The sequence below is a fragment of the Pseudomonas sp. LF-5 genome (genome assembly GCF_037626295.1).
Taxonomy (GTDB): Bacteria; Pseudomonadota; Gammaproteobacteria; order Pseudomonadales; family Pseudomonadaceae; genus Aquipseudomonas; species Aquipseudomonas monsensis.
The window spans coordinates 519,584-542,036 of sequence record NZ_JARKMT010000003.1; the positions used below are offsets into that span (position 1 = coordinate 519,584).

The following is a 22,453-nucleotide window of genomic DNA, read 5'->3' on the forward strand; positions in this document are numbered from 1 at the left end:
CTGCAAACCTCAACTCACCTACAGGAAAACGATCATGTTCAAGCCTATGGCCCTGGCCGCTGCTGTGCTCGCTACTTTCAGCCTGAATGCCTTCGCGGCAAAAACCGAGTTGACGGTGTACACCGCCCTCGAAGCCGAGCAATTGAAGTCCTACAAAGAAGCGTTCGAAAAGGCCAACCCGGACGTCGAGATCAAGTGGGTGCGTGACTCCACCGGGATCATCACCGCCAAACTGCTCGCCGAAAAGGCCCGTCCGCAGGCTGACGCGGTGTGGGGGCTGGCCGCTTCGAGCCTGGCGATTCTCGATCAGCAAGGCATGTTGCAAAGCTACGCGCCGAAGGATCTGGGCAAGATCGGCGCGAACTACCGCGACGCCGCCAACCCGCCAGCCTGGGTCGGCATGGACGTCTGGGCCGCGACCATTTGCTTCAACACCGTTGAAGCGGAAAAGCAGGGCCTGACCAAGCCAGTGAGCTGGCAGGATCTGACCAAGCCTGAGTACAAGGGCAAGATCGTCATGCCGAACCCGGCGTCGTCCGGCACCGGTTTCCTCGACGTCAGCGCCTGGCTGCAAACCTTCGGCGAGAAGCAGGGCTGGGCCTACATGGACGGTCTGCACCAGAACATCGGCCAGTACGTTCACTCCGGTTCCAAGCCTTGCAAACTGGCAGCGGCGGGTGAGTTCCCGATCGGCATTTCCTTTGAATACCCGGCCGTTCAGCTGAAACGCCAGGGCGCGCCGCTGGACATCATCCTGCCGAAGGAAGGCCTGGGCTGGGAGATCGAAGCCACTGCCGTGATCAAAGGCACGCCGCATGAAGAAGCAGCGAAAGAACTCGCGGACTTCTCTGCCAGCGCCGAGGCGATGGACCTGTACAAAGAGAACTTCGCTGTTCTTGCTCAGCCGGGTATCGCCAAGCCGCAAACCGAACTGCCGGCCGACTACGAGCAGCGCCTGATCAAGAACGACTTTGCCTGGGCCTCGAAGAATCGCGACGAGATCCTGACCGAGTGGCGCAAGCGTTATGACGGCAAGTCCGAGAAAGTCGTCGCCAAGTAAGATCTTTATCGACTGACAGGGCCCCATCGCTGGCAAGCCAGCTCCCACAGTATTCCGGGGTGGATACAGATTTTTGAACACCTCTAAACCTGTGGGAGCTGGCTTGCCAGCGAAAGCGGTCTCTCATTCAGAGCACCTCTAAATGACCCAACACAAAGACCTGCTCATCGCAGGCGCCGGCATCCTCGGCCTGTCTCACGCCTATGCCGCCGCCAAGCGCGGGCTCAAGGTCAGCGTTTTCGAACGCACCGCCACGCCTCTCGGCGCCTCGGTGCGCAACTTCGGCCAGGCGCTGGTCACCGGCCAGCCACCCGGCCCGATGCTCGAACTGGCCAAGGCCAGCCGCGACATCTGGGGTGACTGGGCGCAACTCGCCGGTCTGCAGATCAAGCGTAACGGCTCGTACCTGTTCGCCCGCACCGAAGCTGAAGAACACCTGCTCGAAGCCTTTTGCAACGGCCGCGCCGTGGAACACGGTTACAACATCGCGCTATTGCGCGGTGCTGCCCTGCGTGATCTGTACCACGGTCAGTTCAGCCACCACCGCGCGGCGTTGCACGGCATGGACGATCAACAGCTGTACTCGCGTGAAGCGATCCCGGCGCTGATCGACTACCTGCGCCGCGACCTCGGCGTCGAATTTCATTTCTCCACGCTGGTGCGTGACGTCGAGCCGGGGCGCCTACAAAGCACCGCCGGTACGTTCACGGCGAAACAGATCATCGTCTGCTCCGGCCACGATTATCAGACCCTGCTGGCCGAGCCGATTGCCGCGCTCGCCCCGCAAATCTGTCGCCTGCAAATGCTTCGCGCCAAACCGCAGTTCGAACTGAACCTGCAACACGCCTTGCTCACTGGTTTGAGCTGCGTTCACTACGGCGCCTTCGCCGATCTACCGCAGGCGGCAGCGGTGCAGGCGCAGATCCTGCGCGAACAACCGCACCTGCACGACAACGGCATCCACCTGCTGATCAGCCCGACGCCGTATGGCGAGCTGATCATCGGCGATTCGCACCATTACGGCAGCGACCCGTCACCGTTCAACGCCGAACAGGTGGACAACTGGATGCTGGAACTGGCCGAGCAGACGCTGGGTTGCAAGGTGCACGTGGTCGAGCGCTGGCAGGGCGTCTACGGTGCCCGTGGGCCGGGACCGTTTTCGTTCCTGCGCCCGGCACCGGGGCTGAGTGTGGCGCTGATGCATACCGGCGTCGGCATGAGCGTCGGCCCGGCGCTGGCCGAGCGCAACATCGCGCAGTTGCTGGAGGAAATCTGATGACGGAGCAGCAGCAAGTCGTCGCCCGGGTGTTCGGGTTGTATGAGCGTTTCGGCACTCGCGATTACATCGGCGAACCGGTGTCGCAGATCGAACACATGTCCCAGGCCGCCGAACTGGCAATCGCCGAAGGCTTCGATGACGAGGTGGTGCTGGCGGCGTTCTTCCACGACATCGGCCATCTGTGTGCCGAGGGCGCCGAGAACATGGGCGGGTATGGCGTGGTCAGCCATGAGCGGCTGGGGGCGGATTATTTGCGTGAGGCGGGTTTCAGCGAGCGCCTGGCGCGGTTGGTGGAGTATCACGTGCAGGCCAAGCGGTATCTGACGTTGCGTGAGCCGGGGTATTTCGAGCGCTTAAGTGAGGCCAGTCGCAGGACACTGGCGTATCAGGGCGGGGTGATGACGGCGGCAGAGGCGGACATGTTTGAGCGCGATCCGTTGTGTGCTGTCAGCCTGCGGATGCGGCAGTGGGATGAGTTGGCCAAGGAGATAGCGGTGCCGGTAATGGATTTGAGTGTGCTGAAGCGCAAGGCTGAGGTTTTGTTGTCGGCTGAGTGATTGCAACCCTCACCCCAGCCCTCTCCCGGAGGGAGAGGGAGCCGATCTTCATGCGTTTCAAACCTGAGTTCGACTGGGTGTCTCAGGTCGATGTATGACCCGAGAACACCACGGTCAGCTCCCTCTCCCTTCGGGAGTGCAGGGAGAGGGAGCCGATCTTCATGCCTTTCAAACCTGAGTTCGACTGGGTGTCTCAGGTCGATGTATGACCCGAGAACACCACGGTCAGCTCCCTCTCCCTTCGGGAGTGCAGGGTGAGGGAGCCGATCTTCATGCCTTTCAAACCTGAGTTCGACTGGGTGTCTCGGGTCGATGTATGACCCGAGAACACCACGGTCAGCCCCCTCTCCCTTCGGGAGTGCAGGGAGAGGGAGCCGATCTTCATGCCTTTCAAACCTGAGTTCGACTGGGTGTCTCAGGTCGATGTATGACCCGAGAACACCACGGTCAGCCCCCTCTCCCTCCGGGAGAGGGCTGGGGTGAGGGTCGGCGTCTAAAGCTCAAGCACCTTTCCCACCAACGCCTCAATCTGCTCCTGCCTTTCCGCCTGATTCAGCTTTGCATGCGGATTCAACGACGACCACTGTGGATGCGCCCGTGCCTTGCTCAGTGCCTCGGGCAGCTTGCCCTCGCGCCAGGTTTTGTCCTGCGGGGTGGCGACCTGAACCGCCTCCATCGCCGCGTGTCCGCGTTGATCGAGTGCCAGCAACAGCTGCCGCTGACGCAGCGCCAACAGCCGCAACACGCCGTCATCCACGGTCAATTCCCGCTGGCCCTTGATCTTGCCGAGCAAGCGACTGCCATAACTGCGCGCCGTTTGCAGCGCGCCGCCAGCGATCGCGCCGGCCAAAGCGGCTGCACCGAGCGTAATCCCGCCCACCAGCAAATCCACACCAGCCCCGGCCGCGGCGCCTGCCGCAATCCCGCCGCCAACGCGAACCCCCAGTTGCTTCAAGGTTTCCGGGTTGAACAAATCATCGCCCCAGCGCCCATCCAGCAACGGCAGATCACTGGCCGCTGCGTCCTGCGGGCGAAACGCGTAGAGCTTGAGCAACGCTTCGACGCACCTCTGCTCACGCTGACGCACGGCTTTGCGCAGTTCGCTGATCGCTTGCTGTTCCTGTTCGACGGCGCTGACCACACTGCGCCGGCACGCCGCGCAGTCGATCAGCAACTCGGCGATCAAACGCGCCGCACTTTGCTGCCGCGCGAGGCGCTGGGCCTGTTGATCGGCGATCAGTCGTTCCAGTTGCGGACGAGCATTTTCCAGTAGCAATGCGAGGCTTTCATACAGCCGCCGCTCGCCGTCCTCCGGCGGTGCAACGCTGTCGAAGCGCACCAGCGCATGCAGGCCGAGCCGCGCCAACGCTTCGCGCCAGTCCGGCTCGCGATGGTTGGCGCTGCTGACGAAATTCAGCACCGGCAGCAGCGGCTTGCCACAACTGGCGAGCACTTCCAGTTCGTCGCGGTATTTGGCCAAAACCGGTTCGCGGGCGTCGATCACATAGAGTCCGGCGTCGGAGGCGAGCAATTGCCGCAGCACTTTCGCTTCCTGTTCGAAACGCTGGCGTGCCTCGCTGCCGTCGAGAAACCGTGTCAGGCGCGCCGGCCCGTCGAGGCGTTCGCCGGGGCGTTCCAGGCGTTCGAGGAAATCCAGCAGGGCGATGGCGTCTTCCAGTCCCGGTGTGTCGTAGAGATCGAGCAACGGCTCGCCGTCCACCGACAACCGCGCACCCTCGACATGCCGAGTGGTGCTCGGCCGATGCGAGACTTCGCCGAAACCGACGTCGCGGGTCAGGGTGCGCAACAGCGAGGTCTTGCCGACGTTGGTGTGGCCGACCACCGCGAGTTTCAGCGGCGCTTTGCGAGCATCAGTCATGACCGTTCTCCAGCCAGTTCAACGGTGCGCAATCGGCGAACGGCAGCTCAAGCTGTTGCAGCGCCACGTGCCAGTCGCCGAGGCGGGCGCTGTCCAGCGCTTCACCGGGCGGCGCTTGCAGCAACCAAACGCGGGTGGCGCTGGCGTTGCGTGCCAGTTCGGCAATCAACGCGAGGCTGCCGCGATCCGGCGAGCGCCGTGGATCGCAGGCGATCAGCAGGCGTGCCGGGGGGAAGCGGCTGAGTTGCTCGAGGAGTTTGTTGCGCGATTCGCGGCTGTCGAGGATGCCGGCGTTGCTGACGGTTTTTGGCAGGGCCGGTGGCCATGGGCGCTGGTCGTCGAGTTCGATGGCCACCAGCAGGGCGCCGTCGCTGGCGTGTGCACTGACGTGGCTTTCGACCCGATGCAATTGCTCCGGCGCCGCGTCGTTGATGCCAAGGCGTTCGCTGGTCGGCATCAGGCGTTCGCGCAACTGGGCGTAGCCGGGCAGCTTCAGGTCCAGGCTCAGCGCGGCTTTGCCACGGCTCCAGCGCCAGAAACAGAACACGGCCAGGAGCAGGCGCGGCAGCACACCGTAGACCACCAGCACGCCCACCAGCCAGGTCGCCCAGGCCTGTCGGGCACTTTCGATGTCCAGCGCGGCGTCGCCGCTGGCGCGGATCATCTCCACGCTCGGCACTTTGAAACCGAGCAGCGCCGGCAGTGCGCCGAGGGCCTGGGTCATGTTGATGAAAGTGTCAGCGCTGAGAATGGTGGTTTCCCAGACGAAGCCGTAGCGCCGGGTGGCCATCAGCGTCAGCAGCAACACCAGCGCGCTGAGCATCGCCAGCAGCCACAAACCGTTGACCAAGGTGCCGAGGGCCCAGCGGTTGAGTTTTTTGCGTTGCAGCATCAACAGCAGAGCCGGCGCCAGTTGCGCGGCTTTGGCATCCCGGGCGAATTTTTCGCTGAGCCACAACCACAAGCGGCCAAGAGTGGCGCCGTGTTCGCCGGCAAAGATCAACCCCAGCGCCCAGCTCAGCAGCAGAATCACGTTCAACCCGAGCAGACTGCCCAAGGCCCAGAACACATTGACCGGTGTCTGGCTCAACGCGGCGAAGGCCAGACCGGCACCGCTGAGCACTGCGAAGATCAGCAGCAGTACCAGCGCCAGGCGTGCGCCTTGCAGCCAGTGAGTGAGCGCAGCGCTCAGCCCGTCACGCTCGGCCAGCCACAACGCCCGACGTTGAATGCGGCTCGGCAGATCGCCGCCGGCCGCGCGGGCCAGACGATTGGCTTCCAGATCCTCCAGCGGCCCGGCGTGTTCTTCGCGCAGGCGGATGGTTTCGCTCAGCCAGAGGTTTTGCAGGGGAGTCAGTTCAGTCACGCGCCATTCCGTTGCTCAATTGAGCCGTGAGCATAACCGCTGTGGCGCTTATCGGGTCAAGCGAGGCTCTGGTATCCTCGCCGGCATGACTAAATCACTCCCCCTCAGCCTGATCGCAGCCCTCGGTGAAAACCGCGTGATCGGCGTCGACAACAGCATGCCCTGGCACCTGCCGGGGGACTTCAAATACTTCAAGGCCACGACCCTCGGCAAGCCGATCATCATGGGCCGCAAGACCTGGGATTCGCTCGGTCGTCCGCTGCCGGGCCGCTTGAACATCGTGGTCAGCCGTCAGGCCGACCTGGTGCTGGAGGGGGCAGAGGTCTATCCGTCGCTGGAAGCTGCGGTGGTTCGCGCCGAGGAATGGGCGAAAGCGCAGGGCGTCGATGAGCTGATGCTGATTGGCGGTGCGCAGTTGTATGCGCAAGGGCTGGCGCAGGCCGATCGTCTGTACCTGACCCGTGTGGCGCTGAGCCCGGAAGGCGACGCGTGGTTTCCGGAGTTCGATCTGAACCAGTGGAAGCTGGTGTCGAATGTGCCGAATCCGGCGGAGGGCGACAAGCCCGCGTACAACTTCGAAGTCTGGGAAAAGGCTTAAAGAGCATCGCTGGCAAGCCAGCACCCACAGGTCTGGAGGTGTTCACAAAATCTGTGTTCACCCCAACACCCTGTGGGAGCTGGCTTGCCAGCGATGAGGGCAGGTCAGGCGAAGAAGAACTTAAGCCTGAGCAAGCTCCGCATGCTCATCCGCATCCAGCAGCGCTTTATCTGTCTGCTGCATCACCTGACTGGTAATCGCGCCTGCGGTGATCGAGCCACTCACGTTCAACGCCGTACGACCCATGTCGATCAGCGGCTCAACCGAAATCAGCAACGCTACCAGAGACACCGGCAAGCCCATCGCCGGCAGCACGATCAGCGCGGCAAACGTCGCGCCGCCGCCCACACCGGCCACACCGGCCGAGCTCAGGGTCACAATCGCCACCAGCGTCGCGATCCACAGCGGATCCAGCGGATTGATGCCCACGGTTGGCGCAACCATCACCGCCAACATCGCCGGGTACAGACCGGCGCAACCGTTCTGGCCGATAGTTGCGCCGAACGAGGCGGCGAAACTGGCCACCGACTGCGGAATGCCCAGACGACGGGTCTGCGCTTCGATGCTCAGCGGAATGCTCGCCGCGCTGGAGCGGCTGGTGAATGCGAAGGTCAGCACCGGCCAGATCTTGCGGAAGAAGCGCAGCGGGTTGATCCCGGCGGCCGACACCAGCAAACCGTGGACCACGAACATCAGGCCGAGGCCGAGGTACGAGACCACGACGAAACTGCCGAGCTTGATGATGTCCTGCAGGTTGGATCCGGCGACCACTTTGGTCATCAGCGCCAGGACGCCATACGGGGTCAGCTTCATCACCAGACGCACCAGACGCATCACCCAGGCTTGCAGGGTGTCGATGGCGTTGATCACTTTCTGACCTTTCTCGACGTCATCCTTGAGCAGTTGCAGCGCCGCCACGCCGAGGAACGCAGCAAAAATCACCACGCTGATGATCGAGGTCGGCTTGGCCCGAGCCAGGTCGGCGAACGGGTTCTGCGGAATGAACGACAGCAGCAGTTGTGGCACATTCAGGTCGGCGACCTTGCCGGCATAGTCGGTTTGAATGGTTTGCAGGCGGGCCATTTCCTGAGTGCCGGCAACCAGGCCTTCGGCGGTGAGGCCGAACAGGTTGGTCAGGCCGATACCGATCAGCGCCGCAATCGCGGTGGTGAACAGCAGGGTGCCGATGGTCAGGAAGCTGATCTTGCCCAGCGACGAGGCGTTGTGCAGACGCGCCACCGCGCTGAGGATCGAGGCGAATACCAGCGGGATCACGATCATTTGCAGCAACTGCACGTAACCGTTGCCCACCAGATCGAACCAGCCGATCGAGGCTTTCAGCACCGGATTGCCGGCGCCGTAAACGCTGTGCAGCGCAACGCCGAACGCCACGCCCAGACCCAGCGCGAGCAGGACTTTTTTCGCCAGGCTCCACGTAGTGTGGCGGGTTTGCGCCAGACCGAAGAGCAGGGCGAGGAACACCAGCAGATTGAGGATCAGCGGCAGATTCATGAAGACTCCGATAAGACTTGTGCCAGTCGCATTCTTGAGCAACTGCGAACCGGCAAGCCTAACAGTTTGATTTCCAATGAATTAATACCGAAATCGCAGGTCGTCCGTCGTTTTTGGAATAAGCCACTGTCGCTCTCGGCAATGCAACTGGCGTTGAGGAGACGTAAGCGGTCGCTGACAGACGAGGACTGTCACACTTATTTGTTAGCGTCGATGTCTTTCAGTCAGGGAGAAAACGCCGATGAAGTTCGCACCGAAAATGCTCGCTGTGGTTCTTGGATTGGGCTTGGCCGCTCACGCATTCGCCACCGATTTGAAGCACTGGCCGGCGGATCAGGCCAAGGCGCTGGACGCGATGATCGCGGCCAACGCCAACAAGGGTAACTACGCGGTGTTCGACATGGACAACACCAGTTACCGCTACGACCTCGAAGAGTCGTTGTTGCCGTTCATGGAAAACAAGGGGCTGATCACTCGCGACAAGCTCGATCCTTCGCTGAAACTGATGCCGTTCAAGGACACCGCCGACCACAAGGAAAGCCTGTTCAGTTACTACTATCGCCTGTGCGAAGTCGACGACATGGTCTGCTACCCGTGGGTGGCGCAGGTGTTCTCCGGCTTCACCCTCAAAGAGCTGAAGGGCTACGTCGATGAGCTGATGGCTTCGGGCAAACCGGTGCCGGCGACTTATTACGAAGGCGATGTGGTGAAGAAACTCGACGTTAATCCGCCGAAGATCTTCACCGGCCAGCAAGAGCTGTACAACAAGCTGATGGAGAACGGCATCGAGGTCTACGTGATGACCGCCGCTTCCGAAGAACTGGTGCGGATGGTCGCGGCCGATCCGAAGTATGGCTACAACGTCAAACCGCAGAACGTCATCGGCGTTTCGATGTTGCTCAAGGATCCGAAGACAGGCGAACTGACCACTGCGCGCAAGCAGATCACCGCCGGCAAGTATGACGAGAAGGCCAACCTCGGCCTCGAACTCACCCCGTACCTGTGGACCCCAGCGACCTGGATGGCCGGCAAACACGCGGCGATCCTGACCTACATCGACGAGTGGAAAAAACCGGTACTGGTGGGCGGCGACACCCCGAGCAGCGACGGCTACATGCTGTTCCACGATGTGGATGTGGCCAAGGGCGGTATCCACCTGTGGGTCAACCGCAAGGACAAATACATGACTCAGCTCAACGGCATGATGGCCAAGCACGCTGCGGCGCAGGCCAAGGAAGGCTTGCCGGTGACGGCGGACAAGAACTGGGTGATCGTCAAGCCTGAAGACATTCAGTAAGACCGGGTCGCTCCCATCGCTGGCAAGCCAGCTCCCACAGGAATTTATGGTGCTCTCACTCTGTGTGTTTCACCTTGGACACTGTGGGAGCTGGCTTGCCAGCGATGGGGACCTTCACGTCCACCGGTTAAATCGGCTAGACAAAAAATGCCCCGCACTTGGCGGGGCATTTTTATTCGGCGGCTAAAACTTACAACCCGTCGAGCATCGCCTTGTTACGCACCGCACCCTTGTCGGCGCTGGTCGCGAGCAGGGCGTAGGCCTTCAGCGCAGTGGTCACTTTGCGTGGACGCTGCTCGACCGGTTTCCAGCCTTTCTTGTCCTGCTCGACCCGGCGTGCAGCCAGTTCTTCATCGCTGACCAACAGGTTGATCGAGCGGTTCGGAATGTCGATCAGCACTTTGTCGCCGTTCTGCACCAGACCGATTGCGCCACCGGCCGCAGCCTCTGGCGAAGCGTGGCCGATCGACAGACCGGAAGTACCGCCGGAGAAACGACCGTCGGTGAGCAGTGCACAGGCTTTGCCCAGGCCTTTGGACTTCAGGTACGACGTCGGGTAGAGCATTTCCTGCATGCCCGGGCCGCCTTTCGGGCCTTCGTAGCGAATGATGACGATGTCACCTTCCTTCACTTCGTCGGCGAGGATGCCGCGCACCGCGCTGTCCTGGCTTTCGAAGATCTTCGCGTTGCCTTCGAAGACGTGGATCGACTCATCGACGCCGGCGGTTTTCACCACGCAACCGTCGAGGGCGATGTTGCCGTACAGCACGGCCAGGCCACCTTCTTTGGAATAGGCGTGCTCGAAGCTGCGGATGCAGCCGTTTTCACGGTCGTCATCCAGGGTTTCCCAACGGGTCGACTGGCTGAACGCGGTTTGCGTCGGAATGCCCGCAGGACCGGCCTTGAAGAAGTGGTGCACCGCTTCATCGGTGGTCTGGGTGATGTCCCACTTGGCGATGGCTTCTTCCATGCTGCGACTGTGCACGGTCGGCAGGTCGGTGTGCAGCAGGCCACCACGGGCCAGCGAACCGAGGATGCTGAAGATGCCGCCAGCGCGGTGCACGTCTTCCATGTGGTACTTCTGGATGTTCGGCGCGACTTTGCACAGCTGTGGAACGCTGCGCGAGAGACGGTCGATGTCGCGCAGGTCGAAATCGATTTCGGCTTCCTGGGCGGCAGCGAGCAGGTGCAGGATGGTGTTGGTCGAACCACCCATGGCGATGTCGAGCATCATCGCGTTCTCGAACGCCTTGAAGTTGGCGATGTTGCGCGGCAGCACGGATTCGTCGTTCTCGCCGTAGTAACGCTTGCACAGCTCGACGATGGTGCGGCCGGCCTGCAGGAACAGCTGTTCGCGGTCGCTGTGGGTGGCCAGGGTCGAACCATTGCCTGGCAGCGCGAGGCCCAGGGCTTCGGTCAGGCAGTTCATCGAGTTGGCGGTGAACATGCCGGAGCACGAACCGCAGGTCGGGCAGGCGCTGCGTTCGTACTCGGCGACTTTCTCGTCAGAAGCGCTGGAGTCGGCGGCGATCACCATGGCGTCGACCAGGTCGAGGCCGTGGGAGGCGAGTTTGGTCTTGCCGGCTTCCATCGGACCGCCGGATACGAAGATCACCGGAATGTTCAGGCGCAAAGCGGCCATCAGCATGCCCGGGGTGATCTTGTCGCAGTTGGAGATGCAGACGATGGCGTCGGCACAGTGGGCGTTGACCATGTACTCGACGGAGTCGGCGATGATCTCGCGGCTCGGCAGCGAATACAGCATGCCGTCGTGGCCCATGGCGATGCCGTCGTCGACGGCGATGGTGTTGAATTCTTTCGCGACGCCACCGGCGCGTTCGATTTCGCGGGCCACCAGTTGACCGAGGTCTTTGAGGTGCACGTGGCCTGGTACGAACTGGGTGAAGGAGTTGGCAATGGCGATGATCGGCTTCTTGAAGTCGTCATCTTTCATCCCGGTGGCGCGCCACAGTGCGCGGGCGCCGGCCATGTTGCGGCCGTGGGTGGATGTTTTCGAGCGGTAATCTGGCATGGAGCACTCCGGGCGGCTAATCAGGTATCAAAGGGGAGTGAGCTTCTATTGACGTCTGGAACACTCAGAAATGGCCGTGTGTCCGTGAAGTTGCCGATGACGTTGCGGGATCGCCGCTGGTCTCAGCCTGAGCTCATAAACCCGCCGGGGGATGAATGGCGATGAATCAGCCGATTCTACACCGCTGGCGTCCGGAGGGAATGGCGCAAAGCATTGTTCCAGTGCCGACGGTGCGTGTGGCATGACGACCGGCAGGCTCAATCGCCGCCCGTGGAGGTGATGGCACTGCGGTCGAGCACTCTGGCGCGACGGCTGATCCGCCTGTTCAACGCCAGTGCGATGCCACTGAGCAGGACAAAACAGTAGCCGAGGGTCGCTTGCAGGTTGCTCGGACTCAGGCTGATCAGCGCGCTGATCAACCCGCCACACACGAAGATGATCGTGCTGCCGGCCGAGGCCGATGTCCCGGCTATTTCCGGGAACAGGGCCATGGCTCGCGAGGTGGCGGCCGGGCGCGCAATGGTGGTGCCGGCGGTGCAGATCAGCATCGGAATCAGCACCGTAGCCGGCGAGCGCGCGAAGTGCTGGGCCAGAAACAGCATCACCAGCCCCGCCAACAGGATCAGGCTCAATCCGGCGACGATCTGTTGTCGCGCATTGATCCGTCGGCTCAAAAGCGTGGCCGCGATACCACCGAACACATACGCCGCGCCGTAGATCAGCAGAATCAGGGAAAAGTCATAAGTCGTCAGTTGCAACTGATCCATGAAAATCAGCGGCGAAATCACGATGAACGAGAAGTGACAGGCGAAGGCGAATGCCGAGATCAGCCAGTAGCTGACAAACTCGAAATCGCTCAGCACTCGCCGGTAAGCCCTGACAAAACCAAGGTGTGCTGCGCTGGACGTCGGGCGACCGCTGTCCAGAAACAGCCAGGCCTTGATCATCACCAGTGCCGACAGCGCGGTGAACACCCAGAAGCTGCCGCGCCAGCCAAGGGTGGCCTGCAGGAAGGCGCCGGCCAGCGGCGAGAGCGAAATGAAGATACCGGTGGCCGTGACCATCAGGATTCGCAAGCGATCCCGTTGCTCGCCTTCGAACAGATCCTGAACCAGGGCCTGAGATAACACGAAACAACCGCAGCCCAAGGCTTGCATCACCCGGAAAATCAGGAACAACGAATAATCTGCGGTCATCACGCAACCGATGGCGCCGAGCATCGACACGCCCAGGCCGCTGAGCAGCAAGCCCTTGCGCCCGATCCTGTCGGACAGCGGGCCGATCAATAGCTGCGCAAACGCGATTCCCACGGCAAACAGGCTGATCGACAGTGCGATGTCCGCCGGCGTCCGGCTAAAGTGCGCCGCCAGTGCCGGGAATGATGGCAGCAGAACGTCCAGGGGAAATACGCCGAGCAGTACCATCGCCAGCAACAGGCCGACAGCCCCGCGACGCTGGCGAGAGGTGACCACGGATGTGCCTTCAGTCATCGATCAGTCCTGCCTTGGCAAAAAGTGTCTGGTTATGGGGCAGCGCAAAAAAACCGGCTTGGCGCAATGCATCCAGGGTTGCCACGCAGCCTGAGCGTGCACGTGCACGACTGGCCTGCGCCGTGGCCAGGCCACTGACAATCAGGGTTACGTCGCGGTCGGCGATGCCGGCATCGCGCAGGCTCTGTCGCAGCCAGGGTTCATCGGTCTCGAAGAACATCCCGATGATCTCCAGCAACGTTTTGCTGGCGAATGCGCGCTGGCGACTGTTCATCGACAGCCAGACGTAGTGGAACACTTCGGCAAAGTAGCGACTGTGGCGGGCTTCGTCGGCCAGGTGGTCACGCAGCATGTCGCTGACGCTGGACACCAGACTGTCGCGGCAAACGTCCAGCAACTCACGGGCAATGATGGTTTCCGAGACGAAACCGAGCAGCAGCCATGCCAGTGCGCGGTGCTTCTGCGGTGTGCGGGCGATCAGTGCGTTCATGCGGGTGATCCGTTGCGGCATCACGGGGCGTGCGCTGAACCCGTAGACCCCGGCGATCTGCTCCGCCAGACGGTTGGAGAACAGCGCGTGATAACCCTCGTCGGTGTAGAGCTGCAGCGCCGCGTGTTTCATCGCCTGAGGTACGTAGACCGGCAATTCCCGGTGCACGATCACCTCCACCGCACGATTGACGATGCGGTGCTCGAGCAGCGTGGTGTAATCGAGAAAGTGCACCAGATGGCTGGCGGTCAACCGGTGCAACGTTTCGCGTCCTGCCGCCTTGATCGCGGGGTGCGCCAGATACGGCAGGAAGGCCGGTGGAAACCAGTGGCGGCTCTGCAACTGTTGCTGCACGTCTTCCGGCAGTCGGTAGTCGTGAGTGCTGCTGCGCACCGAAGCCCGGTTCTCCCAGTCTCCGAGGGTGAATTTGAGTGCCCATGACACGGGTGCCTCGTGCGGATCGGCAATGAGCAGCGTCATGCCTGCACCTCGCGCAAAAGCGTGCGCATTTCTTCACACATCACCTGGCCGTCGCTTTTACCGCAGCCGACAAAAAACAGCGGTTGTTCGGCACTGCCCACGAGGTTGAGCAGCGTTTCGACCTGGGCGTCTGCAAACGCACCGGTCAGCCAGGTATTGAAACCTGATGCCGTGGCGACCAGTTGAAAGGTTTGTGACAGATGGCCGGCTTCAATGAATGCCATGCGATAGGCGCGCGAGTGTCCATATTTCCACCAGAGCCGATCGAATCGCGCCGTGATGAACAATCCCAGTGGCAGGTTATTGATGAAGTGCTGGCCACCGAGCAGGTCGCCCAGTGCCGCTTCAGGCAGCGGATTGACAAAACGCAGGCTGTGATCGGCGGGGTCATAGGCATACAGGCCGGGAGTCAGGCCTTCGACGTTCTGTACCAGCAGAAAACCTTCACACGCATTCAGACCGCCGCCGGACGGGCTGCTCCGGCGTGCGTCGAGACCTTGGGCGACGGTGTCGTCCTCGTCTTCCCCGCGCTCGCTGAGATAGCCAAGGGAAAGGTACAGCAATGTGCCGACATCATTCAGTGTCATGGCTGCGCCGGTAAAGGTGCGGCAGGTTTTACGCCGCAGCAATGCGTTCGCCAGACTGTCGTTGCTCAAGACATTCCGAGCGGGCAAGGCAATGCATTGCCCGGTTCCAGACTCCGGACGGGCCGCCGCCGGTGCCGGGGTGGCCAAAACGTCATCGCAGTGCGCCAGATACTGTCTGGCCCATTCATCAATATTCCGAGGTGTGTGTTCGCAGGGAATATTCTGAGTGCCGATGTGATAAATCTTTGACAGTTCATCCCAGCCCCATGTTGGGCTGTCTGTTTTTGATACGGATAGAATGCCCGCATTTAATAGTTGTGTGTCTATTATGTTTTGCGCGTCGAACAGGTTGGGGTTGCTTATTAGTTGGGCGAGGCGCGAGGAGTAATCAAGATCAAGTTCGTGCTGGGTATGGTCTTTGTAGTTCCAGACTATTTGCCCGGGTGAGCGCGGCAATATAAACAGGTAAGGATTGATGTGCATGAAGTGGCTTCACTCTGGATAAAAACGATAAGGACGCCGGGTGCCGGCACTTCCCGGCGTCCTGACTTACTTAGCGGGTTTTATGGGCAACCAGAAAAGCCAGGTTTGCGAGCTTGTTTGTTTCCAGAGAAATACTTTTCATGATGTGAACTCCTTGTTCGATTTAGTTAAGTCACCTCGTGGTGACAACTTCATAATAGTTTGTAATGGATTATTCGCAAGAGGATATTAAGTAGGAATATTCCAGTAATTTTGTCGGAGCGATCTTTAGCGAGGATTAGAGTTGTAGGGTGTTTTTTAATAATTAAAAGACGTAAGGAAATGTCCTGCATGTATTCAGGAAAGAAAATGTAGGAAGTCGCGAGTGTCGAGGATGGACAGCACTCGCGGAAAGAGTGCCGGAGAACGGCATAAAGTAAACGGGGAGCCTGTTGGCTCCCCGGTGTCGATCAGCTGTTTGGCAGCAGACGGCAGGTGATGCTCTTGATATAGCGGGTTTCGGCGATGGCCGGGTGTACCGGGTGATCCGGCCCCTGACCGCCACGTTCCAGCAACTGGATGTTGCGATCCAGGTGACGGGCGCTGGTCAGCAGGATGTTCTGCAGGTCGTCTTCCGGCAGGTGCATCGAGCACGAAGCGCTGACGAGGATGCCGTCCTTGTTGAGCAGGCGCATGGCTTGCTCGTTCAGACGACGGTAGGCGCCTTCGCCGTTTTTCATGTCTTTCTTGCGTTTGATGAAGGCCGGTGGATCGGCAACGATCACGTCAAAGCGCTCTTCGCTGGCCTTGAGTTCTTTCAGGGCTTCGAAGACATCGCCTTCGATGCAGGTCATCTTGTCGGCGAAGCCGTTCAGCGCAGCGTTGCGCTCGACACCGTCGAGGGCGAAGGCCGAAGCATCGACGCAGAACACTTCGCTGGCGCCGAATGCGGCCGCCTGCACGCCCCAGCCACCGATGTAGCTATAAAGGTCGAGCACGCGTTTGCCTTTGGCGTAGGGGGCCAGGCGTGCGCGGTTCATACGGTGGTCGTAGAACCAGCCGGTTTTCTGACCTTGAATGACGGGGGCTTCGAACTTCACGCCGTTCTCTTCCAGCGCAACCCATTCCGGCACCAGGCCGAACACGGTTTCGACGTAGCGGTTGAGGCCTTCGGCATCGCGGGCAGCGGAGTCGTTCTTGAACAGGATGCCGCTTGGCTTGAGGACCTGGGTCAGGGCCGCGATCACGTCATCTTTATGCGCTTCCATGGTCGCCGAGGCGATCTGCACCACAAGAATGTCGCCGAAACGATCAACGACCAGACCCGGCAGCAGGTCTGAATCACCGTAGACCAGACGGTAGAACGGCTTGTCGAACAGGCGCTCGCGCAGCGACAAGGCGACGTTCAGGCGATGCACCAGTAACGACTTGTCCAGGGCAACCTTGATGTCGCGCGACAGCAGGCGCGCGCAAATCAGGTTGTTCGGGCTCATCGCAACGATGCCCAACGGCTTGCCACCGGCGGCTTCGAGGATGGCCTGGTCGCCCGCATTGAAACCGTGCAGTGGCGTGGCCGCCACGTCGATTTCGTTGCTGTAGACCCACAGATGGCCGGCGCGCAGGCGACGGTCGGCGTTGGCTTTGAGGCGCAAGCTAGGCAGGGACATGACGTCGCTCCGGAAAAAAGAGCGGGAGTATACCGTGTTGGGGCTGGTGCCGGGATTGGAGTGCGATGAAACGCAGATGGCCTCTTCGCGAGCAAGCTCGCTCCCGCAGGGGATTTGTGACCGGCACAGATCAGTGTGGGAGCGAGCTTGCTCGCGAAGGCAGTCCTGAGAGCTACGCAGACAGCGCGTTGATCAGCTCCTTGTTGAACGCCGGAATATCATCCGGCTGACGGCTGCTGATCAGGTGACCGTCCTTGATCACTTCTTTATCGACCCAGTTGGCCCCGGCATTCACCAGGTCATCCTTGAGCGTCTTGTAGCTGGTCATGGTCTTGCCATTGACCAGCCCGGCGGAAATCAGTAACCAGCCGCCATGGCAGATCACCGCGATCGGCTTGCCGGCTGAGGCGCCGGTCTTGACCAGATGCTGGGCGTCCTGGTCGATACGAATGGTGTCGGAGTTCTGCACGCCGCCCGGCAGGACGATCGCGTCGTACTGTTCGCTGCTGGCGCCTTGAAACGTCTGGTCGACTTTAAAGTCGTCCGCCGGTTTGTCGTGGTTCCAGCCTTTGACCTTGCCGGCCTCGGCGGAAAGGATGTCGACCTGAGCACCAGCCTGTTCCAGGGCCTGCTTGGGGCCGGTCAGTTCGACCTGTTCGAAACCGTCTGTTACCAAAATGGCGACGCGTTTGCCGTTGAGAGAAGTAGCCATCGTTAAGCTCCTGAATCGTCGGGAAATTGCCGCCGCAATGGACTGCAATCGTCCATCGGGCCTTACAGACTCCGAAGCCGGTGCGAGAATGAAAGTTCCTGACAATTGCCCACTGGTGTGTCGTCGAGCGGTTTTTAGAGGTTAGAATCGCCGCCTGTCCCAGAGTGTGTACTTATGTCCCAAGAGCTGACCACCGAACAGATTCAACAATCCCTGCAAGGCATCAGCGTGCCGGCGCAGCCGCAGATCATGGTGGATCTGCAAATGGAGCAGTACATGCCCGACCCGGACCTGGAGGTGATCGCCAAGCTGATCGCCCAGGATCCCGGCCTGTCCGGTTCTCTGCTGAAAATCGTCAATTCGCCTTATTACGGCCTGAGCAACAAGATCACCTCGATCCAGCGCGCGGTGAACCTGTTGGGCAGTCGTTCGATCATCAACCTGATCAACGCGCAGTCGATCAAGGGCGAGATGAACGACGACACCATCGTCACCCTCAACCGCTTCTGGGACACTGCCCAGGATGTTGCGATGACCTGCCTGACCCTGGCCAAGCGTGTGGGCACCCAGGCTGGCGACGAGGCCTATGCACTGGGCCTGTTCCACGATTGTGGCGTGCCGTTGATGCTGCAACGCTTCCCCAACTACATGTCGGTGCTGGAAAAGGCTTACGCCAATGCCAGCGCCGAGTGCCGCGTGGTGGACACCGAAAATGCCGAGTTCAACACCAATCACTCGGTGGTCGGTTATTACACCGCCAAGTCGTGGCGTCTGCCGGAGCACGTCAGTTCGGCGATTGCCAATCACCACAATGCATTGGCGATCTTCAGCGACGAGTCCTCGCGCAACAGCCAGATGAAGAATCTGCTGGCGATCCTGAAAATGGCCGAGCACATCTGCGCGTCGTACCGGGTGCTCGGCAACCAGGCCGAAGACCAGGAGTGGAACAGCATCGGTGCGCTGGTTCTCGATTACGTCGGCCTGTCGGACTACGACTTCGAAACGCTCAAACAAACGATTCGCGACCTCGGCGCGCATTGATCCGAGGACGCCATGCCTGAACTGCCGGAAGTCGAAACCACCCGCCGGGGCATTGCCCCCCACCTGGAAGGCCAGCGGGTCAGCCGGGTCGTCGTGCGTGACCGCCGGCTGCGCTGGCCAATCCCCGAAGACCTCGATGTGCGCCTGTCCGGGCAGCGCATCGTGCTGGTCGAGCGGCGCGCCAAGTACCTGTTGATCAACGCCGAAGTCGGTACGTTGATCAGTCATTTGGGCATGTCGGGCAACCTGCGCCTGGTCGAGGTCGGCTTGCCGGCGCTCAAGCATGAGCATGTCGATATCGAGCTGGAATCCGGGCTGGCCTTGCGCTACACCGATCCGCGACGCTTCGGTGCAATGCTGTGGAGCACCGATCCGCTCAATCATGAACTGCTGATTCGCCTCGGGCCGGAGCCATTGACCGATCTGTTCGACGGCGAGCGCCTGTTCCAGCTGTCGCGCGGGCGTTCGATGGCGGTCAAACCGTTCATCATGGACAACGCGGTGGTGGTCGGGGTCGGCAACATTTACGCGACCGAAGCGCTGTTCGCTGCCGGCATCGATCCACGCCGCGAAGCCAAGAGCATCTCGCGGGCGCGTTATCTGAAGCTGGCGATCGAGATCAAACGCATCCTCGCCGCCGCCATCGAGCGCGGCGGCACCACGTTGCGTGACTTCATTGGCGGTGACGGGCAACCGGGGTACTTCCAGCAGGAGCTGTTTGTTTATGGTCGTGGCGGTGAACACTGCAAGGTCTGTGGCACCGGCCTGCGGGAAGTGAAGCTCGGTCAGCGCGCCAGTGTTTTCTGCCCGCGCTGTCAGAGCTGAGGTAAACCGTTCGAAAACATCCTACGGTCTATAGTGAGTTGTCTCACTGCCTAGCCCGAAGGATCGTGCCATGAAATCCCTGCAAGTCCTCTGTGCCGCACTGCTGCTGTGTTCCAGTCTGGCTGTCCAGGCCACGGAAACCGGCAGCGGTGATCCGCGTTACACCATCCAGAACCCACCGGCCTACGCCATGCTTGGCGACTTGCTGATCGCCCGACCTTTGCTGGTGGTGGCGACGGTAATAGGTGCGGGGGCGTTTGTGGTGTCGTTGCCGTTTACCGCGCTGGGTGGCGGAATTGGCGAGGCAGGGCAGGCGCTGGTGGTTGACCCGGCGAGGGCAGCGTTTGTGCGGTGTCTGGGGTGTGTCGGGGAGGGCTTTGAGCAGCGCGAGTAAGCTGATCCGGGTTTTGCGGTGTTGCCGATGGCCTCATCGCGGGCAAGCCCGCTCCCACAAGGTTTTGGTGTTTACACAATTTTTGTTCCACCACAGAACCCTGTGGGAGCGGGCTTGCCCGCGATGGCGTCGCCAGCGGCGCTGAAGAACTCAGGCTTTGCCGGTAATCTTGCGGTACTTCTCCATCAACTCTTCTTCAGTCTCCGGATGGGCTTCGTCCAGCGGTATGCAATCCACCGGGCAGACCTGCTGGCACTGCGGCTCGTCGTAGTGGCCAACGCACTGGGTGCACAGGTTCGGGTCGATCACATAGATCTCTTCGCCTTGGGAAATGGCGGCGTTCGGGCACTCGGGTTCGCAGACGTCGCAGTTGATGCAATCGTCGGTGATGATCAGGGACATGCTAACTCCAGCCGGGGCGGCAGGCCCGGGCGCAATAATCAATGCGCGCAATTGTGCCGCATTGGCGCCCGCAGTGCACGCGGGCGCCGTTTGAACGGTCGTTACTTCTTGAAGCGCAGGGTCAGGGCGTCGGCCACGGCCGGGTGGACGAACTTGCTGATATCACCGCCCAGCGCAGCGATTTCCCGCACCAGGGTCGAGGAAATGAACGAATAACGCTCGGACGGTGTGAGAAACAGGCTCTCGACGTCCGGCGCCAATTGGCGGTTCATGTTGGCCAGCTGGAATTCGTATTCGAAGTCCGACACCGCGCGCAGACCACGCAGGAACACATTGGCGTTCTGCTCTTTGGCGAAATGCGCCAGCAGCGTCGAGAAACCGACCACTTCCACGTTCGGCAGGTGTTTGGTGACCTCGCGAGCCAGTTCGACCCGTTGTTCCAGCGGGAACAGCGGGTTTTTCTTGGGGCTGGCGGCGACGGCGATGATCACGTGATCGAACAGGCGCGAGGCGCGTTCGACCAGATCGCCATGGCCCTTGGTAATAGGGTCGAAGGTACCTGGGTACAACACTCGGTTCATCGCGTCGTCCTGGCGGGAGTCCGTTGGGGAGTCGGATGGTATCGCAGCCGTCCCGGTCGGCCAAGTCGCCTGTTGGGTAAGAAAGCACTATAGACGACGCGATAAACCGGTTTTTTCACGGATTTCTCAGCCGATCAGCGAGGGACGTCGCCAATTGTGCAGTCAGTCCATACACCGACAACTGCGGGTTGGCACCGATGCTGGTGGGGAACAACGAGCCGTCGTGAATCGACAGATTGCTCAGTTGATGATGCCGCCCAAGGCTGTCGGTGACTGCGTTTTTCGGGTCTTCGCCCATCGCGCAGCCACCCATGACGTGGGCACTGCCCAAGCGTGTGCGGTACAGCTCAAGGCTCAAACCGTCGATCAAGGTGTGCACCTCGGCCAGGGTTTTCACGTAACGCGCATCGGCGTGCATCGGCATCACCGCTTGCGCGCCGCCGGCAAACTGGATCTCGGCCATGCTGTGAAAGGCGCGGCGCAAGCCTTCCCAGGCGTAAGGCGAGACCTGATAGTCGAGCACCGGCGAGCCATCGCCGCGCAATTCGACATTGCCGCCAGGGCTGTCCGGGTGGAAACCGTCGCGCAGCAGCGCCAACATCGCATGGGTGTGGGGCAGATCCGCCATGTGTTCGGCGTTCTGCGTGCCGAAGCCGCCCAGCAGCGTTGCCGCCAGCGCCGGGTGCAGCGGTGGCACTTCGAGTTTGTAGCTCATCGGTCCGCTGGTGCCGTCCTTCCACTGGAAATGATCCGAGTAAATCGACTGTGGCGCACCGTAGAACGGGTTGATCACTTCGTCGAAACGCCCGGCGGACATGTTCACCAGATGCAGGAAGGTGCGTTTGCCGAGGCGCTGATGCGGGTCTGGCGCGTCCGAGCGCAAGAGTAGGGCCGGGCTGTTGATGCCGCCGCCGGCCAGCACGTAATGCCGCGCCTTGACCGTAATGGTGCGCCCGGTCGGTGCGACGCAGCGTTCGTCCATCGCCACGCACTGCAGGCCGGAGACCTTGTCGCCGCTGATCAGCAGTTTTTCCGCGCGAGCCAGGTAGAGCAGCTCGCCGCCCTTTTCCAGGGTCGCCGGAATGGTGGTGACCATCATCGACTGTTTGGCGTTGGTCGGGCAGCCCATGCCGCAATAGCCGAGGTTCCAGCAACCGCGCACGTTGCGCGGAATCACGTGCCAGCTGTAGCCGAGCTGTTCGCAGCCCTTGCGGATCACGTCGTTATTGGCGTTGGGTGGCACCCTCCAGGGTGCCACACCCAGGCGTTGCTCCATTTTCTCGAACCACGGCGCCATCTCGCCAGGGCTGTGGCCTTTGACGTTGTGTTCCTTGGCCCAGTGCTCGAGGGTCGGTTCCGGGGTACGAAAGCTCGAGGTCCAGTTGATCAGTGTCGTGCCGCCGACCGCGCGGCCCTGGAGGATAGTGATCGCGCCGTCCTTGCTCATGCGGCCGATACCTTCTTGATACAGGCTGCTGTAGGCCTGGTCTTCGAGCATTTTGAAATCGGAGCTGGTTTTCAGCGGGCCTTCTTCGATCAGCAGCACCTTGTAGCCGGCAGCGCTGAGAATTTCCGCGGTGGTGCCGCCACCGGCGCCGCTGCCGATGATGGCGACGTCGGCTTCAAGGCTGAGGTCGGCACTGAGCTGCGCGCCGTTGTAGGTTTTCCAGCCTCGTGCGAGGCCTTCGCGGAACGGGTCGGGTACGGGCATCGATCAGGTTCTCTTGTTTTTGTTGTTCTGG

At 61.1% G+C, this 22,453-nt stretch carries 20 protein-coding genes; 8 read left to right on the forward strand and 12 right to left on the reverse strand.

The window, feature by feature from the left end; all coding sequences use genetic code 11:
* The first annotated feature begins 34 nt into the window (after nt 1-34).
* The 3 genes from PseuLF5_RS14405 (at nt 35) to PseuLF5_RS14415 (ending at nt 2,896) form a co-directional block, all read left to right on the forward strand.
* The gene (locus tag PseuLF5_RS14405; protein WP_340133818.1) at nt 35-1,060 is read left to right on the forward strand and encodes a putative 2-aminoethylphosphonate ABC transporter substrate-binding protein; all 1,026 of its coding nucleotides are present in this window, start codon (nt 35-37) and stop codon (nt 1,058-1,060) included.
* Nucleotides 1,061-1,202: 142 nt separating this feature from the next.
* The gene (locus tag PseuLF5_RS14410) at nt 1,203-2,336 is read left to right on the forward strand and encodes a TIGR03364 family FAD-dependent oxidoreductase (protein WP_340133819.1); all 1,134 of its coding nucleotides are present in this window, start codon (nt 1,203-1,205) and stop codon (nt 2,334-2,336) included.
* Nucleotides 2,336-2,896: a phosphonate degradation HD-domain oxygenase gene (locus PseuLF5_RS14415; RefSeq protein WP_340133820.1), complete on the forward strand. Its 561-nt coding sequence runs from the start codon at nt 2,336-2,338 to the stop codon at nt 2,894-2,896. Before PseuLF5_RS14410 ends, PseuLF5_RS14415 begins: the two co-directional genes overlap by 1 nt.
* A 493-nt stretch (nt 2,897-3,389) precedes the next feature.
* On the opposite strand, the gene PseuLF5_RS14420 is transcribed toward PseuLF5_RS14415, so the two are convergent.
* Together PseuLF5_RS14420 and PseuLF5_RS14425 are read right to left on the reverse strand one after the other, a co-directional pair.
* Nucleotides 3,390-4,775, reverse strand: a complete 1,386-nt coding sequence (locus PseuLF5_RS14420; protein WP_222834104.1) for a GTPase/DUF3482 domain-containing protein — start codon at nt 4,773-4,775, stop codon at nt 3,390-3,392.
* Nucleotides 4,768-6,141, reverse strand: a complete 1,374-nt coding sequence (locus PseuLF5_RS14425; protein ID WP_340133821.1) for a DUF2868 domain-containing protein — start codon at nt 6,139-6,141, stop codon at nt 4,768-4,770. Before PseuLF5_RS14425 ends, PseuLF5_RS14420 begins: the two co-directional genes overlap by 8 nt.
* A gap of 85 nt (nt 6,142-6,226) precedes the next feature.
* On the opposite strand from PseuLF5_RS14425, the gene PseuLF5_RS14430 reads away from it, so the two are divergent.
* Nucleotides 6,227-6,739 (forward strand): dihydrofolate reductase, encoded by a 513-nt coding sequence (locus PseuLF5_RS14430; protein ID WP_083367642.1) that lies wholly within the window; start codon nt 6,227-6,229, stop codon nt 6,737-6,739.
* A gap of 120 nt (nt 6,740-6,859) precedes the next feature.
* Here PseuLF5_RS14430 and PseuLF5_RS14435 read toward each other — a convergent pair whose 3' ends face one another.
* Nucleotides 6,860-8,251: an L-cystine transporter gene (locus tag PseuLF5_RS14435; RefSeq protein ID WP_340133823.1), complete on the reverse strand. Its 1,392-nt coding sequence runs from the start codon at nt 8,249-8,251 to the stop codon at nt 6,860-6,862.
* Nucleotides 8,252-8,492: 241 nt separating this feature from the next.
* Here PseuLF5_RS14435 and PseuLF5_RS14440 point away from each other — a divergent pair, with 241 nt between their 5' ends.
* Nucleotides 8,493-9,548 carry a haloacid dehalogenase-like hydrolase gene (locus PseuLF5_RS14440; protein WP_123469604.1) on the forward strand — a complete coding sequence of 352 codons (1,056 nt, stop codon included), beginning with the start codon at nt 8,493-8,495 and terminating at the stop codon, nt 9,546-9,548.
* A gap of 190 nt (nt 9,549-9,738) precedes the next feature.
* Here the strand turns inward: PseuLF5_RS14440 and ilvD are convergent, their stop codons facing one another.
* From ilvD to PseuLF5_RS14470, 6 genes are all read right to left on the reverse strand, one after another.
* Nucleotides 9,739-11,580, reverse strand: a complete 1,842-nt coding sequence (gene ilvD, locus PseuLF5_RS14445) for a dihydroxy-acid dehydratase (protein ID WP_340133824.1) — start codon at nt 11,578-11,580, stop codon at nt 9,739-9,741.
* 257 nt (nt 11,581-11,837) lie between these two features.
* The gene (locus PseuLF5_RS14450) at nt 11,838-13,070 is read right to left on the reverse strand and encodes an MFS transporter (protein ID WP_186747086.1); all 1,233 of its coding nucleotides are present in this window, start codon (nt 13,068-13,070) and stop codon (nt 11,838-11,840) included.
* Nucleotides 13,063-14,040 (reverse strand): diiron oxygenase, encoded by a 978-nt coding sequence (locus PseuLF5_RS14455; RefSeq protein WP_222834108.1) that lies wholly within the window; start codon nt 14,038-14,040, stop codon nt 13,063-13,065. Before PseuLF5_RS14455 ends, PseuLF5_RS14450 begins: the two co-directional genes overlap by 8 nt.
* Entirely contained in the window at nt 14,037-15,110 is a 1,074-nt protein-coding gene (locus PseuLF5_RS14460) for a SagB family peptide dehydrogenase (RefSeq protein ID WP_340133825.1), read from the reverse strand. Before PseuLF5_RS14460 ends, PseuLF5_RS14455 begins: the two co-directional genes overlap by 4 nt.
* Before the next feature lie 449 nt (nt 15,111-15,559).
* Nucleotides 15,560-16,756 carry a class I SAM-dependent rRNA methyltransferase gene (locus PseuLF5_RS14465; RefSeq protein WP_093429813.1) on the reverse strand — a complete coding sequence of 399 codons (1,197 nt, stop codon included), beginning with the start codon at nt 16,754-16,756 and terminating at the stop codon, nt 15,560-15,562.
* A 172-nt stretch (nt 16,757-16,928) separates the two neighbouring features.
* Nucleotides 16,929-17,468: a type 1 glutamine amidotransferase domain-containing protein gene (locus PseuLF5_RS14470; RefSeq protein ID WP_123469598.1), complete on the reverse strand. Its 540-nt coding sequence runs from the start codon at nt 17,466-17,468 to the stop codon at nt 16,929-16,931.
* 228 nt (nt 17,469-17,696) lie between these two features.
* Between PseuLF5_RS14470 and PseuLF5_RS14475 the strand changes: the two genes are divergently transcribed.
* From PseuLF5_RS14475 to PseuLF5_RS14485, 3 genes are all read left to right on the forward strand, one after another.
* Nucleotides 17,697-18,509, forward strand: coding sequence for an HDOD domain-containing protein (locus PseuLF5_RS14475; protein WP_177490471.1), 813 nt, complete (start codon nt 17,697-17,699; stop codon nt 18,507-18,509).
* A 12-nt stretch (nt 18,510-18,521) separates the two neighbouring features.
* Nucleotides 18,522-19,334 (forward strand): bifunctional DNA-formamidopyrimidine glycosylase/DNA-(apurinic or apyrimidinic site) lyase, encoded by an 813-nt coding sequence (gene mutM, locus PseuLF5_RS14480; protein WP_340133827.1) that lies wholly within the window; start codon nt 18,522-18,524, stop codon nt 19,332-19,334.
* A 70-nt stretch (nt 19,335-19,404) separates the two neighbouring features.
* The gene (locus PseuLF5_RS14485; protein WP_123469595.1) at nt 19,405-19,728 is read left to right on the forward strand and encodes a multidrug transporter; all 324 of its coding nucleotides are present in this window, start codon (nt 19,405-19,407) and stop codon (nt 19,726-19,728) included.
* A gap of 150 nt (nt 19,729-19,878) precedes the next feature.
* Here PseuLF5_RS14485 and PseuLF5_RS14490 read toward each other — a convergent pair whose 3' ends face one another.
* The 3 genes from PseuLF5_RS14490 to PseuLF5_RS14500 all read right to left on the reverse strand — a co-directional run bounded on the left by PseuLF5_RS14490 (nt 19,879) and on the right by PseuLF5_RS14500 (nt 22,422).
* On the reverse strand, nt 19,879-20,130 hold the full coding sequence (locus PseuLF5_RS14490; protein WP_261735591.1) for a YfhL family 4Fe-4S dicluster ferredoxin: 252 nt from the start codon (nt 20,128-20,130) through the stop codon (nt 19,879-19,881).
* 101 nt (nt 20,131-20,231) lie between these two features.
* Nucleotides 20,232-20,711, reverse strand: a complete 480-nt coding sequence (gene coaD / locus PseuLF5_RS14495; RefSeq protein WP_003229157.1) for a pantetheine-phosphate adenylyltransferase — start codon at nt 20,709-20,711, stop codon at nt 20,232-20,234.
* Nucleotides 20,712-20,826: 115 nt separating this feature from the next.
* Nucleotides 20,827-22,422, reverse strand: a complete 1,596-nt coding sequence (locus PseuLF5_RS14500; protein ID WP_340133829.1) for a GMC family oxidoreductase — start codon at nt 22,420-22,422, stop codon at nt 20,827-20,829.
* Between the last annotated feature and the right edge of the window lie 31 nt (nt 22,423-22,453).